Genomic DNA, 15,200 nt, shown 5'->3' with positions numbered 1-15,200 from the left:
ACCTTTCGAATGAAAAAAATAATAACTACCTCAAAAGCACCTGCACCAATAGGACCTTACAATCAAGCTGTTTTAGCAGGAAATACACTTTATACATCTGGACAAATAGCTTTAGATCCAAACACTATGGAACTTGTTTTAGATGATATTAAAACAGAAACCAAACAAGTTATGGAGAATATGAAAGCTGTTCTTGAAGCCGCTAACATGTCTTTAGAAAATGTAGTGAAAACATCCATTTTTTTAAGTGATATGAATAATTTTTCGCAGGTAAACGAGGTATACGGAACATACTTTAATAATAATACCGCTCCAGCCAGAGAAACAGTTGAAGTTGCCAACCTACCAAAATTTGTAAATGTTGAGATTAGCATGATTGCAGTAAAATAATATTTCTTCTATAAAATTTTAGACCAAGACATACCCAAAGTATTGGTATCTGCACCTACATCTTTTGATGTAACAGAACGTAAAAAAACAAATTTAATAGCTTGTGTTTTTGTTATTGGTAGTCCATAAGATAAAGACCATAAGAAATCTCCGCGTAGATCATCATTAGGTTGACTATTTACAATAGACCTTCCTCCTAATCCGTAACCTGCACTTGCAGACAGCCACATCCTATTATTAAACCTTCTTATTATATGTGTCTGAAAAGCAAAAACGGGATCTTGTTTTTTTACTTGATCATTATAAAATTTATTGTTATTGGTATATATAAAAAGTGATCCTGATAATTCATAAGACCATAAACCCCAATTATGCACCATCCCGATTTGTGGTCTTATAACAAATCTGTTTTGTCCTATATTCAGCAATTTTGTTTCATCATATTTACCTAATGGAAAGGTCACTGCTACTGAAGCTCCGAATAAAGTGTTTACAGGATGCTCTTTCATATATTCCATCATTTCTTTGGGGCCCATTGCAGATGGCCCAATCAGGTTTACCGAAAACCTAATTCTGGGATCAGCAAAACCACTTCTTGTCTTTGTAGTAGGCTCGCTAGATAATAAACCATCCCAACGTGCGTTAGCATAAGGTAGCAATACGTCTATTCTTGCAAGTTTATTTCCTATTCTAAAGGGTTGTATATAAACTGTAGCTATACCATGAATATCGGTTGTGACATTTTCTGCTTGCAGTAAAGGATCAAAATATATCTTCCCACTTGTATAACCATATCCCATGCCTATTGCTTGAGTACCCAGAGGCATAGGAGCCCAACGTCGTGGTTCTATATCCTGTGCGTTTAAGTTGATAAATGCAACTAGAAATAGAATTAAAATTAGTTTACTAAAAGACAATTTATTATATAAAACTTCCATTGAGAATATTAAATATAAAAGAAATTTTTTCTAAAATAAATAAAGTCATTTTTAAATCATACTTTTTTCTTAAACTTTCTAAAAATTAATATCTTTGAAAGTAATCCCAAAGCAGTGTCATGAGAATAGAAAGTGACTTAAAACTTGGTTTTAAAGACGTAATGATACGTCCGAAACGTTCCACCTTAAAAAGTAGATCGCAAGTAACATTGACGCGTGAGTTTAACTTTTTGCATAGCAATGTTAATTGGAAAGGCGTTCCAATTATGGCTGCCAACATGGACACTGTTGGAACTTTTGAAATGGCAAAAGCTCTTTTTAAGAAGAAGCTATTTACAACCATCCATAAGCACTACTCCATTACAGATTGGAATGTTTTTTCATCAAATGCTCCAGAAGGTATAGAAGATTATATGGCAATAAGCAGTGGGACTGGTAAAAATGATGCAGAACGGCTAGCTTCAGTTTTTGAGTTTAATCCACAGTATAAATTTATATGCATTGATGTTGCGAATGGATATTCAGAACATTTTGTAAATTTTGTGAGTGAAACACGAAAAAAATATCCAGACAAAGTTATTATTGCTGGTAATGTTGTTACAGGTGAAATGGTTGAAGAACTATTATTGTCTGGAGCAGATATTGTAAAAGTTGGGATTGGGCCAGGTTCAGTTTGTACTACAAGAGTTAAAACAGGTGTAGGTTATCCGCAACTATCGGCAATTATTGAATGTGCAGACGCTGCGCATGGTTTAGGCGGACAAATTATTAGCGATGGTGGTTGCATTTCTCCAGGAGATGTTGCTAAGGCTTTTGGGGCTGGAGCAGATTTTGTAATGCTAGGTGGCATGCTTGCAGGTCATGATGAAAGTGGTGGTGAAGTAGTAGAACGCAATGGAAAACCTTATAGAAAGTTTTATGGTATGAGCTCTTCTACCGCAATGGAAAAACATGTTGGAGGAGTTGCCGATTATAGAGCCAGTGAAGGGAAAACAGTTGAAGTGCCTTACAGAGGTCAAGTAGAAAATACTTTAAATGATATATTAGGTGGTTTAAGAAGCACATGCACTTATGTTGGAGCCTCACGATTAAAAGAACTTACCAAACGCACCACTTTTATTAGAGTAGCTGAACAAGAAAACAGAATTTATACTGAAGAATAAGTAAACTATTAAATCTCTTCTTCTTTCAATTTTTTTGTGTGATATGACATAAGACCTTCAATTGGACGGCGTGCAAAATTTCCAACTTTAAATCCCATTTCATCACCAATTTCTTTGATTTCATCTTGTGAGAAGTATGCAATTGAACCAGCAAAATGAACAGGACAAGTTTTAATCTCTTCCTTATATTGCATAATCATATTGGTCGTCAATAGTCTTACACCCTTTTTGATCAATTCTCTAATATAATCTGAATCTTTGTTCAAAAACATAAATTCTGCAAAGGATGCCAAATATGCATTTGGATTTGGTTGTTTATATAGGTTGTATTTTATGTAATCTTCTTCAATATTATATTTTTCAGCAAAAGCAATTTTTAAAACTTCTGGCATGTGATTAAAATAGTAATCTCTTATCAATTGACGACCATAATAGTTTCCAGAAGCATCATCCATGATTGTATAACCTAATGAAATTACTCGTTGTTGCAACCTTTGACCATCATAATAACTACAATTAGATCCTGTTCCCATAATACATACTACAGCGGCTTCTTCATCGCTATTTAAAGTAGCGCGAACCGCGGCCATTGTATCTTCTTGTACTTCTATTATGGCATTAAGGAAAATAAATTGAAGAACATGTGTTAGTAAGGTCCTTGGTTTGATAGTACCGCAACCAGCACCATAAAAAAAGACATGTGTAACCTCATTTTTATGCAACATTAAGGGCTTGCTTTTCTTAATAATTGCTTTTAATTTACTTTCTGATAAAATTGCTGGGTTAAGTCCTTTTGTTCGGATTTTTTCCATTAACTGTATACCGTGTTCATCTACAGCAATCCAATCACATTTTGTAGAACCACTATCAACAATTAGAATCATAATTTAAAAAGATAAACAAAAGGCTTTCATATTGAAAGCCTTTTAGGATTATAAATTATATTTTATTTATGTATTCAGCTAAATCAACTAATTTTGTTGAATAACCAAATTCATTATCATACCAAGAAATCAGTTTAACAAAATTGTCATTTAATCCAATACTTGCATTAGCATCAAATGTACTTGTCTTTGGTTCTGAAACAAAATCTTGTGACACAACACCTTCTTCAGTATAACCTAAAATACCTTTTAATTCGTTTTCTGACGCTTCTTTTAATGCGGCTTTCACTTCATCAAAACTTGCACTTTTTTCCAATCTACAAGTTAAATCAACTACTGAAACATCAACTGTTGGAACTCTAAAAGCCATTCCCGTTAATTTTCCATTTAATTCAGGAATAACTTTACCAACAGCTTTGGCAGCTCCTGTTGAAGCTGGTACAATATTATTAAGCGATGCACGACCTAATCTAAAATCTTTTTTTGACGGGCCATCAACTGTAAATTGAGTAGCTGTAGCTGCATGAACTGTTGTCATAAGACCTTCTACTATGCCGAACTTATCATTAATTACTTTAGCAAGTGGTGCTAAACAGTTTGTGGTACAAGATGCATTGGAAACAATGGTGTCTTTATCCGTAATCTTATCATGGTTTACGCCCATTACAAACATTGGAGCATCTGCTGAAGGTGCAGAAATAGCTACTTTTTTAGCACCTGCAGTAATGTGCGCTTGTGCTTTGTCTAAAGTTGTAAAAATACCTGTACAGTCTAATACAACATCTGCTCCTACAGCGTCCCATTTTAAATCTTCTGGATTACGCTCTGCGGTTACTCTAATTTCATTTCCATTAACCACTAGGTTTCCATTTTTTATGTCTATGGTTCCATCAAATCGTCCGTGAACTGAATCATACTTTAATAAATATGCTAAATGCTCAACGGCCAATAAGTCATTTATTCCAACTACTTCAATATTTGGTCTATTTACAGCAACTCTAAAAGCTATTCTGCCTATTCTACCAAATCCATTAATTCCAATTTTTGTTTTTGACATTGTTTAATTTGTTTTATGTTGTCATGATATCTGACACCCTTAATAATTCTAAATTTATTTTCGATTTTCCTTTTATGGCATTTTCTAATGGAGTTAATTCCATTTTATTATTTAATAACCCGACCATAAAATTTGTTTTTCCTTCTAATATAGATTCTACTGCTTTTACTCCCATTCTACTGGCAAGGACACGATCAAAGCATGACGGTGAACCACCTCGTTGCATATGACCTAGAACTGAAACTCTAACATCATAACCAGACATATTCTCATCTACATATTCTTTAAGTTCAAAAATGTTTTTTCCAATTTTGTCACCTTCAGCTACAATAACGATACTTGAAGATTTGCCAGATTTTCTACTGCGTCTTAAAGATTCTTCTAATCTTTCCAATCCTAAATCTTCTTCTGGTATCAAGATTTCTTCTGCTCCACCAGCAACGCCTGCATTCAATGCTATATGACCAACATCACGTCCCATAACTTCAATAAAGAAGAGTCTATTGTGTGAACTTGCTGTATCTCTTATTTTGTCTATAGCCTCGACTACTGTATTTAAGGCTGTATCAAAACCTAACGTGTGTGTAGTTCCAAAAATATCATTATCTATAGTACCAGGAATTCCCATAACTGGAAAATCAAATTCCTGATTAAAAATCATAGCACCTGTAAACGATCCATCTCCTCCAATAACAACTAAACCATCAACATTAGATTCTATAAGCTTATCATATGCTTTTTGTCTTCCTTCTTTAGTTTTAAATTCTTCAGAGCGAGCAGATTTTAAAATGGTTCCTCCTTTATTAATTATACCCTTAACACTTCTAGCATCAAGATTAATAAAATCTCCTTCCATTAATCCTTCATATCCTCGATAAATACCAACACATTCCAATCCATGAAATGCACAAGTTCTAACAACAGATCTAATTGCAGCATTCATTCCTGATGAATCTCCACCAGAAGTTAAAACACCTATTTTTTTAATAATTTTTGACATAAAATATCAAATTTGAAAAGTAAAACTACTAAACTTATCTTATAAAAATACAATGTTTTTAAAGATTTTATGTAATAACAAAAACTCAAACGATTTCGTTAACAAAAAAAATAGAAATGTTGATAAAATAAGGCTTAAAACACTAATTTTTAGCATCTGAATCAGATTTGAAATTCACAAAATCTGGTAAAGGGTTTTCGGAAGTGTTTTCAATATTAGTTTCTTTATCTTGAATATTTTCTTCTTTCTTTTTACTACTTTTTACAATTTTCTGGATTAACTCTTTAAATGTGTCAAATTCTACTGTATAAGAAATTCCAACACCTTGTGTATAACCTATCTCTTCCCCAAAATTTTGAATACTATTTTCTCTATTGAATACCTTTGCCGTTAGTGTACCATCTTCATTAAGTAAAAAGTCTATTTCTACATCGCCGGCAATCACAGTTTCACTAACTCCTCCAATAGGAACTCCAACATTTCCATTAATCAATACACGGTCGCTTATTCTGGTTTGTATATTGAGTCCAAGTTTTGCATCACTTTGGTATTCAGGTGTTTTTTCAGCATTCTCATAATTAATTCCCACTTGAAGTTTGTTGTCATTGTTAGTAAATAAGCTATTTACAATTCCAGTAAGCCTTTCTGTAAGTGTTCCGTATGGATTGATATTGTTTAAACCACTCGAAAAAGAACCAGTAGTCAATAAATATAGAGCCTGATTGTCTCTTTCGTCCTTTGAATCTAATCGGTATTGCAATTCTGACCTTACCGTAGAATTTGCCGTAGGAAATTCAAAACTGAAATCAGGTTCAGGTTTTGCCAATTGTCCTGATAATGTAATACCTACTTTTACGGGAATACTTCTGTTAATTGGATTATCTAGTAAAGGTGATGGATTTGCAGTTGTTTCATAAATAGCTTTAATATTTATTAAGGCGTTCATTGGATTTCCTTCCCAAGCAAGTGTACCACCAGGTTCAACAATAAACTTTTTTTGAACTACACCTCCGTATAAAAAATTATAAACACCTTCAAATACAGAAAAGTCACCATATATATTAAACTTTCCGTTCGTATTTATTTCAACAAGCATACCTCCTATTCCTCTACCGACTATTGTACTACCAGTATTTTTGTCCAGTAATAATTCTATTTCTGCGTCTTCGGTAACATCTAAATTAAAGTCTAATTCAAGTCCTTTAATATCTTTATAAACTACTTCTTTACCTTGCAACCTAGCTCTCTTTTCTTCTGGTGTTAAGAAATGAATAAAAGAATTATCACCAAAAGATTCAGTATCATTCAATGGAATTTTAAAAACAGTTCCTTTTTCAGTTTCGCCCGTAACATTAATAACCAGCTCTTCTGTAGGTCCAATAATAGATGCAGAACCACCCAAAAACCCTGTGCCATAATATAAAGACTCTTCTGTTTCTTCTGTATTCAAAACTAAAATTCTTGGAGAACTTATGGTTAATCCTAAAGCCCATTCTGATAAATTATCATGATTTAAATATCCATCCAGAAGTCCTTTAGTATTAAATGCCGTATCGGTTAATTCTACATTATCAAAAATAAAACTCTGATCTTCTAGTTTAACTTTTGAATTATCTTTAATCTGATAATCAATATTTAAATATGGCACAGATAATCCTGTTTCATTTAAAGTAAGCTGACCGATTATATCTGGTTTTTTTAAACTTCCAACCACTTTTGCCCGACCATCTATTATACCTCTAATGTTTGATATAACACCTTGACCAAACGGATTAAGTGGCTCCAAATTAAAATCATTGAAATCTAAATCTACATCTATTGTTGAGGCATTTTTAACAACGTTAATATTACCAAAAGCTTTAAATGATTGGGCTATATCATCTTTAATACTAATATCTACAACATAATTGGTCAAAGATTCATTTCCTTTAATTTTGGCATCAAAAGAGCCCAAATGATAATCATTTACTATAAAATCATCAATAGTGACTGAAGAATTAGGCAAGTAAACACCATTGTTTTGGAGAATATCTAACTTGCCATTTACATTTCCAGCAAGCGAAAGACTATCTATAGGTGGTGTTATTTTTGCCAGATCTACATCTTTAAAATTAAGTTTGATGTCCTTATAAGTTGAATCTTTTATTATACCTAAAAGCTTTATTTCCTCATTATTATGATTCATAACAAATTCATCGATATTGAAATTGTTAAGTGATTTATCAAAAGTTACTTTGTTTAATTTATTTTGAAGTTCATTTATAAACCATGTATTGTTTTTAAATGTAATATCAGATTTTTTAAACCCAACTACTGATTGGTTGTTTTTATTAATAGTATGATAAAAACTTAAGTTGTACATATCTTTATTGCTTTTACCTCCTTTAAATTCTGATCGCATAAAAAGTGTGTCGTTAAGGGTAACGTTTATCAAATTAAATTTTGAAACATTGTAGTATTTGGTTTTTATACTATCAATATCTATGTATGTATTGAATAATGGATTTTTATTATCAACTTTTATTTCAATGTTATCAGCGAAGTAATCAAAAAGAGTAATTTTTGGTGATCTAAACGTAAGTTTGAACCCTTTTTCATCACTCTCCACTCTACCTCTTATAAAAGTATTCTTTCCAAGTTCTAATTCTGGGTAAAATATTTCAACTATTTTGTTGTAAATCTTAAAATTGAAGTCAATATATTGATTGGTTTTTACTTTATAGGGCACATAGTTTGTATATATACTTCCAAGAGCATTTTCAAATAGATTTCCTATATCCTCAAAAAGAAATTTACCACTTAAATAACCTTCAGTAATATCAGGTGAATTAACATTAATATGTCTAATCCCTTCTTCTGTAAACCTAGAAGTTAATTGAAAATCTTTAAAGAAATATTCATCAATATCATTTTTATAATAAGTGTTATTAAATGATATATCGCCAAAGGCATCATTAATATTGGTTCCTTTCATTTTCATATCAACTATGCCTTTGAAAATGGAGGTTTGATTTTCTTTAGTGAAATTTAATATTCTTAAATCTGCACGTTGCACATTTGCAACAAAATCGAAGGTGTATACGTCTTGAGAAAGATCAGCTAAACCATCAAAGTTGAACATGAAATTAATATCGTTAGAGACTAGTTTACCATTAAAAACATTATCCCGTAAATTTCCTGAAGCCACAAGGTTTGAGTAAGAATAATTATTATACTCTATAAAATCAATTACTCCATTTAAATTTGTATTAATATTTTTTCTAGTAAACCCAGAACCATTGACATCCAAATTCAATGACGTCCTTTTTAGTTTTGGATTTTCCATAAATGTCCCAATATTAAACTTGTCAAAAATTACCTTTCCTTCATAAGATGCATTATCTATGTCATTAATATTTGTAAGTTTAAGGTTGGAGTTTATCAGACCTAAATCTGTATCTATAACTAAAACTGCATTTATTGTAGAAGGTGTGATTTGCGAATTGCCTACAATAGTAAAATTGCCTAATCTGTCAAAAGATGATGGTATTGCTTCACCAAGCACATTTGGTAATAAATCTTTTAAATCTCTATAATTTGAAGACAAATCTCTGAAATTTCCATTCATATAAAAATTATTCTCACTACTGTTGAATAAGTTTTTAAATAGAATATTACCATAAATTCTTGTTCTTCTACTTGTATTTACATAAAGATTTTTAGCAGACAGATTATTTAAAGTCCCCGATAGGTTAACACTTATTTTAGCTTTTTGATTTTGACCAAATTCATTATAAAAAGTGTTTAACTCACTTAAAGCAATATTAGCATCTTTAAAATTGGCAGATACTTTTACACTATCAGTAAAAAATTGTAAATCTTCTCGCTTATATTCAAACTTTACGTCACCTTTCAATTCGGAGTCAATGGTTTTTATATCCAATTTAGCAAATGTCATGTCCTGTAAGGTGTAAACAAAATTAGTGGTCATATTTTTCATAACCAGACCTCTACTATCTACAAAAGCAAGTGTGTTTATTCTTGCACTAACATCACTACCATTAATTAAAAAATTTGTGGCATTAATATTTAAATCCTTAAAATTAAGCCCATCAGAGTTTTCCTTATTCTCGTTTGTTAATTTAAACGTGCTATCATATATAGAAACATCGCTAGAAGAAAATAAAAAAGTACTTTTTTCTTTTCTTGGATTATCATCCTCAAATTTTGCTACAAAAACATCAAGGTTTGTTTCATCGGTGTCTTTATATGTTTTAATGTTAAAAAATAGACCTATAATATCAATATCTCCGAAGGCAAGTTTGCCTTCGTATAAATTCTTGAAACTCAAAATTGACGTATTGAGCTCATTAATGTTTATCAGAGTATCTTTCTTATAATCTTGGATGTAGATATTTTTTAGTTCAACATCTCCATTAAATTGTAAGCCTACTTTCCCAATATTGATATTAGTGCCAAATTCTTCGTTTAATTTTTTTGTGGCTTTTTTTCCTAATTGAGTTTGAACAGCAGGAATAGATAAAAACAACACCAAAATGATGAAAAGTAGCACAACAATGGCTACAAGTTTTGATATTATTTTTAATATTTTTTTGATACCTGTTAAAGTTATAATTTTCTCAAGAATAAACTACATTTGTAACTACGAATAATCTCATTGAATAGACGTTTAGTTAAAATCAAAATTAACAATTATTATGCCTAAAGTTTATTAATGGCTTCACAAAATATTTATATACTAGGAATAGAGTCTTCATGTGATGATACAGCAGCTGCTATTATCCATAACGGAAAAATTTTAAGCAATGTTGTTGCCAACCAAGAAATACACAAAGACTATGGTGGCGTTGTTCCAGAATTGGCTTCTAGAGCGCATCAGCAAAATATTGTTCCTGTTGTAGATCAAGCATTAAAAAAAGCGAAAATCGATAAAGATCAACTTAATGCAATTGCTTTTACTAGAGGTCCAGGATTAATGGGTTCACTCCTTGTTGGCACGTCCTTTGCAAAATCTTTAGCCTATGGATTAGGGATTCCTTTGATTGATGTTAACCACATGCAAGCACATATATTGGCACACTTTATAGATGAAAAAGGTTTTGATAAACCTCCTTTTCCGTTTTTAGCAATGACCATTTCTGGTGGTCATACACAAATTGTAAAAGTGAATAGCTATTTTGAAATGGATGTTATAGGTGAAACTATTGATGATGCTGTTGGTGAAGCGTTTGATAAAAGCGGAAAAATTCTCGGGTTAGATTATCCTGCTGGTCCAGAAATAGACAAGCGTGCTAAACTTGGCAACCCAAAAGCCTTTAAGTTTACTAAACCGAAAGTTGATGGTTTAGATTTTAGTTTTTCGGGTTTAAAAACTGCCATTCTGTATTTTATTCAAAGAGAAACAAAAGCCAATTCAAACTTTATTGCAGAAAATCTTAATGATATTTGTGCGTCAATTCAATATACCATTATTGGAATTTTAATGGACAAACTTAAATTGGCTTCTAAACAAACTGGAATTAACCACATTGCTATTGGAGGTGGTGTTTCAGCCAATTCAGGCATTCGAGAAGCCTTAAAGAAAGGCGAACAAAAATTTGGTTGGAAAACCTATATCCCAAAATTTGAATTTACTACAGATAATGCCGCTATGATTGCCATTGTTGGCTATTTAAAATATCTTGAACAGGATTTTTCTGAACAAAATATTACAGCTTCTGCAAGATTGAAAATTTAGAACATGGCATACAACGAACACATTGCAACAAGAATCAGAGAACAACTCAAATTGTTTCCTGAAGAGTTTATTGAAAAGAAAATGTTTGGAGGACTTTCTTTTTTATATAAAGGAAAAATGATAGTTGGGATTGTAAAAAATGACTTGGCTGTTAGAATTATTGAAAATAAAATGAATAACGAACTTACTAAAGAGTATGTTAGATCAATGGATTTTACAAAACGCCCTATGAGAGAATTTGTCTATGTTTCAGAAGACGGTTTTAAAACAGAAACTCAATTACTGCATTATATAGAACTTGGTTTAGAACATGCAAAAAGCAAATTGTAAAGTGCATGTTAAAACTTATGTTAATAACCTTATAAGTTCTTTTAATTTTAAAAGATTTTATTTGTTTTTTTGTTACTCAATAAAACAACTTTAATGCGTAAACTATTATTCCCATTACTTTTTTGTTATTCTGTGTTATTATATTCTCAAGAATCAATTACAAGTCAATTAGATTCAATAACAAGCACAGTTCAAGCTGAAGAACTTCTTTTATCATTAAATTCAAAAGAAAATAAATTTATCACCTTCAATAAAGAGAAACATAAAACCTCTTTAGCAAAAAAATTGTTTAGTAAATCTTCTGGTGGTTCACTTGTGGTTGAAAATGATGTAGAAAAAGTTCACTACAAAATAGTAGAAACTTCATATATTACACATTATCGCGTTAGTTATATATATTTGGATGGTAAGAAATTATCCCATTCTGAAATTGATGGTTTAAGGCAAAACATCATGTCTCAATATAAAGATGGTGTTCCTTTTGAATATTTGGCAAAGAAATATTCTATGGATGGCAATGCTAAACGTGGTGGTGATTTAGGTTGGTTTTCTAAAGGGAAAATGCATCCTATATTTGAAGATACAATTATTAATAACTCTGCAAATGTTAATGACCTTTATATGGTAAATATTGAAGACAGGCAGTGGTACTATGTTGTGTTAAAAACATTTGAACCAATGAATATTAAAGAAATAAAAGTATTGAAAGTTGTTGAACATAAAAGCTAATGCAACTATTCTATAATCCAGACGTAACAGAATCTACAGTCGAATTCACTTTTCCAAAAGATGAAAGCAAGCATATTGCAAAAGTTTTAAGAAAAAAACAAGGTGATGAATTACAAATCACTAATGGTAGAGGTTGGTTGTTTTCTGCAGAAATTATTTTAGCAGATATAAAACTTTGTAAAGCTAAAATAGTATCTAAAAAACTGCAGGACAAAAAACCTTATAATCTTCATTTAGTAGTTGCACCAACAAAAATGAATGATCGTTACGAATGGTTTTTAGAAAAAGCTACCGAAATAGGAATAGACACAATAACACCAATTATTTGTGACCATAGTGAACGAAAAGTTATAAAGACAGATCGTTTTGAAAAAATACTGCAATCTGCAATGAAGCAGTCTCTAAATTGTTTTCTCCCTAAATTAAAGCAACCAATAACATTTAAAGATTTTGTTACAAAAGATTTTACTGGTCAAAAATTTATTGCTCATTGTGAAGATACAGAAAGGAAATCCTTAAAAAAAGTATTAAAATCTCAAACAGATATAATCATTCTAATAGGACCAGAAGGAGACTTTAGTGTTAAAGAAATTGAAATGGCTATGGCAAATAATTTTATTCCAGTAACTTTGGGAAAAACAAGATTGCGAACCGAAACAGCAGCCATTGTTGCTTGTCATTCAGTAGCTTTTGCAAACGAGTAGTATGAAAAAAGCCATTTTATTTTTAGCCTCATGCTTTTTTATCTTAAATCTATGGGCACAAGAGATTGCCTTACTAAAATATAGTGGTGGTGGCGATTGGTACAGTAATCCTACTTCGCTACCAAATTTAATTACTTTTTGTAACCAGAATATCAATACTAAAATTGATAAGACACCAAAAACTGTTGAAGCTGGTAACATAGATATTTTTCAATACCCTTTTGTACATATGACTGGTCATGGCAATGTTTTTTTCTCTGATGTAGATGCAGAAAACCTCCGCAATTACTTATTATCTGGAGGTTTTTTACATATAGATGATAACTATGGTATGCGTCCTTATATTACAGAAGAATTAAAAAAAGTTTTTCCTGATAAATATCTAATTGAGATTCCTTCAGATTTTATTATTTTTTCAAATGCTTTTTATTTTCCACAAGGTTTACCTAAAATTCACGAGCATGACGGAAAAGCGCCTCAAGCTTTCGGTATTTTTGATGAAGACAGATTGATGCTAATCTTCACTTTTGAAAGTGATTTAGGTGATGGCTGGGAAGATCCAGAAGTGCATAACGATCCTGAAGATGTAAGGGAAAAAGCTCTAAAAATGGGAGCTAATATTGTAAAATATGCTTTTGAAAATTGACCATTTTGAATCAACTTACCCATTACAACACCAAGTTTAATCCACAAACATTCCCAATCACATTGGTTTGTGATAATATTTCTAATGCGCCTAATATTGGTAGTTTGTTTAGAATTGCGGATGCTTTCGGTGTTAAAAAACTGATACTTTGCGGAAACAATATTTCGCTTGGTAGAAAAATAAAAAAAACGTCAAGAGCTACTGAAAATGCTGTAAACTTTGAAGTTGCAGGAAATATTTCAACTGTTGTTGAAGTATTCAAAGCAAAGAACCATCAAATCATTTCGTTAGAAATTACAGATACAAGCAAGCCTATTCATGTGTTTCAATTTTCTGATAATAAACCAATTGTTCTTGTTGTAGGTGACGAGAATTATGGTGTTTCTCAAGAGATATTAAAACTTTCAGACGACATAATCCATATTGACATGTTTGGCCAAAACAGCAGTATGAATGTGGTTCAGGCCACAAATATAGCTTTATACGAAATCACTAAACAACTTTTGTAACAGTTTCATATATTTACTTTATGAATTCAAAAATAATTTCGAATGGTATTTTAAGAGCCATTGCTATTTTGGCTGGTGTTTTTTTACTGTTATTTTTTCTTTATAAAATACAATCTGTAATTGTCTATATTGCTATTGCTGCTGTTATTTCGCTTATTGGAAGACCTATCGTTCTGTTTTTACGTAGAAAATTAAAATTTAATGTAACTCTAGCAGTCATTACAACAATGATTCTGTTTATTGGATTGTTGTTGGGTTTAATTCGTTTGTTTATTCCTTTGATCGTTGAACAAGGCCACAATTTGTCTCTCTTAAATATTGATCAGCTACAAACTAATATTGAAAATCTATATACGCAAGTACAAAACTATTTCAATTTAAAGAATATCCATGTAGGAGAAAACATGAAACCTGTTAATTTACTCTCCAAGATTGATTATTCTGTCATTCCTAATTTTTTGAACTCTATAGTAAGTGGTTTGGGTAGTTTTAGTATTGGTCTGTTCTCTGTTTTATTCATTTCATTTTTCTTTTTAAAAGACAGCAAACTCTTTGAAGATGCTATTATGACTGTCATTCCTGATGATAAAGAATTAAGATCAAGACAATCTTCTGTGAAAATTAAAGATCTCTTATCACGTTATTTTGTTGGTTTAATTTTTCAGATTTTAATTCTTTTTATCATTTATACGATCATTCTGTTAATCTTTGGAATTAACAATGCTATAGTAATTGCTTTTTTATGTGCTCTGTTAAATCTTATCCCTTATGTTGGACCACTTGTTAGTGCGGCTTTAATGATTACTCTAACTATGACAAGCAATTTAGGAGAAAGTTTTAGTGATGTTATTTTGCCAAAAACCATTTATGTCATGATTGGATTTGTTATTGCACAGTTAGTTGACAACTTTTTTAGCCAACCATTCATTTTCTCTAAAAGTGTAAAATCACATCCACTGGAAATATTTCTTGTTATTATCATTGCTGGAATACTGTTCGGTGTTGTAGGGATGATAGTGGCAGTACCAAGTTATACAGCCATTAAAGTAATTCTTAAGGAATTTTTATCAGATTCAAAAATAGTAAAGAAGCTTACCAAAGATTTATAGTAAT

14 protein-coding genes are annotated in these 15,200 nt (G+C 31.2%); 9 read left to right on the top strand and 5 right to left on the bottom strand.

What is annotated here, in order from left to right:
- Positions 1-9 precede the first annotated feature (9 nt).
- Entirely contained in the window at positions 10-390 is a 381-nt protein-coding gene (locus AAFP94_RS12670; RefSeq protein WP_316663108.1) for a RidA family protein, read from the top strand.
- An 8-nt stretch (positions 391-398) separates the two neighbouring features.
- Here AAFP94_RS12670 and AAFP94_RS12665 read toward each other — a convergent pair whose 3' ends face one another.
- Positions 399-1,328 (bottom strand): transporter, encoded by a 930-nt coding sequence (locus AAFP94_RS12665; protein ID WP_316663107.1) that lies wholly within the window; start codon positions 1,326-1,328, stop codon positions 399-401.
- Between the two features lie 119 nt (positions 1,329-1,447).
- Between AAFP94_RS12665 and AAFP94_RS12660 the strand changes: the two genes are divergently transcribed.
- Entirely contained in the window at positions 1,448-2,491 is a 1,044-nt protein-coding gene (locus tag AAFP94_RS12660) for a GMP reductase (RefSeq protein WP_316663106.1), read from the top strand.
- An 8-nt stretch (positions 2,492-2,499) separates the two neighbouring features.
- On the opposite strand, the gene AAFP94_RS12655 is transcribed toward AAFP94_RS12660, so the two are convergent.
- From AAFP94_RS12655 to AAFP94_RS12640, 4 genes are all read right to left on the bottom strand, one after another.
- Positions 2,500-3,375: an N-acetylglucosamine kinase gene (locus AAFP94_RS12655; protein ID WP_316663105.1), complete on the bottom strand. Its 876-nt coding sequence runs from the start codon at positions 3,373-3,375 to the stop codon at positions 2,500-2,502.
- A 55-nt stretch (positions 3,376-3,430) separates the two neighbouring features.
- Positions 3,431-4,432 carry a type I glyceraldehyde-3-phosphate dehydrogenase gene (gene gap / locus AAFP94_RS12650; protein ID WP_316663104.1) on the bottom strand — a complete coding sequence of 334 codons (1,002 nt, stop codon included), beginning with the start codon at positions 4,430-4,432 and terminating at the stop codon, positions 3,431-3,433.
- Positions 4,433-4,445: 13 nt separating this feature from the next.
- On the bottom strand, positions 4,446-5,432 hold the full coding sequence (gene pfkA / locus AAFP94_RS12645) for a 6-phosphofructokinase (protein ID WP_316663103.1): 987 nt from the start codon (positions 5,430-5,432) through the stop codon (positions 4,446-4,448).
- A gap of 142 nt (positions 5,433-5,574) precedes the next feature.
- Positions 5,575-9,984, bottom strand: coding sequence for a translocation/assembly module TamB domain-containing protein (locus AAFP94_RS12640; RefSeq protein WP_316663102.1), 4,410 nt, complete (start codon positions 9,982-9,984; stop codon positions 5,575-5,577).
- Between the two features lie 162 nt (positions 9,985-10,146).
- On the opposite strand from AAFP94_RS12640, the gene tsaD reads away from it, so the two are divergent.
- From tsaD to AAFP94_RS12605, 7 genes are all read left to right on the top strand, one after another.
- Positions 10,147-11,169 carry a tRNA (adenosine(37)-N6)-threonylcarbamoyltransferase complex transferase subunit TsaD gene (gene tsaD / locus AAFP94_RS12635; protein ID WP_316663101.1) on the top strand — a complete coding sequence of 341 codons (1,023 nt, stop codon included), beginning with the start codon at positions 10,147-10,149 and terminating at the stop codon, positions 11,167-11,169.
- Positions 11,170-11,172: 3 nt separating this feature from the next.
- Positions 11,173-11,499: a TfoX/Sxy family protein gene (locus tag AAFP94_RS12630; RefSeq protein ID WP_316663100.1), complete on the top strand. Its 327-nt coding sequence runs from the start codon at positions 11,173-11,175 to the stop codon at positions 11,497-11,499.
- 93 nt (positions 11,500-11,592) lie between these two features.
- Entirely contained in the window at positions 11,593-12,228 is a 636-nt protein-coding gene (locus AAFP94_RS12625) for a peptidylprolyl isomerase (protein ID WP_316663099.1), read from the top strand.
- Positions 12,228-12,932 carry a 16S rRNA (uracil(1498)-N(3))-methyltransferase gene (locus AAFP94_RS12620; RefSeq protein WP_316663098.1) on the top strand — a complete coding sequence of 235 codons (705 nt, stop codon included), beginning with the start codon at positions 12,228-12,230 and terminating at the stop codon, positions 12,930-12,932. Before AAFP94_RS12625 ends, AAFP94_RS12620 begins: the two co-directional genes overlap by 1 nt.
- 1 nt (position 12,933) lies before the next feature.
- Positions 12,934-13,578 (top strand): DUF4159 domain-containing protein, encoded by a 645-nt coding sequence (locus tag AAFP94_RS12615; RefSeq protein ID WP_316663097.1) that lies wholly within the window; start codon positions 12,934-12,936, stop codon positions 13,576-13,578.
- A 5-nt stretch (positions 13,579-13,583) separates the two neighbouring features.
- Positions 13,584-14,087, top strand: a complete 504-nt coding sequence (locus AAFP94_RS12610; protein WP_316663096.1) for a TrmH family RNA methyltransferase — start codon at positions 13,584-13,586, stop codon at positions 14,085-14,087.
- A gap of 20 nt (positions 14,088-14,107) precedes the next feature.
- Positions 14,108-15,196: an AI-2E family transporter gene (locus tag AAFP94_RS12605; protein ID WP_316663095.1), complete on the top strand. Its 1,089-nt coding sequence runs from the start codon at positions 14,108-14,110 to the stop codon at positions 15,194-15,196.
- The last annotated feature ends 4 nt before the right edge of the window (positions 15,197-15,200 follow it).

It is taken from the genome of Gilvirhabdus luticola, assembly GCF_040117515.1.
In the GTDB taxonomy this organism is placed as follows: domain Bacteria; phylum Bacteroidota; class Bacteroidia; order Flavobacteriales; family Flavobacteriaceae; genus Gilvirhabdus; species Gilvirhabdus luticola.
This window is presented reverse-complemented; position numbering and strand designations above follow the sequence as displayed.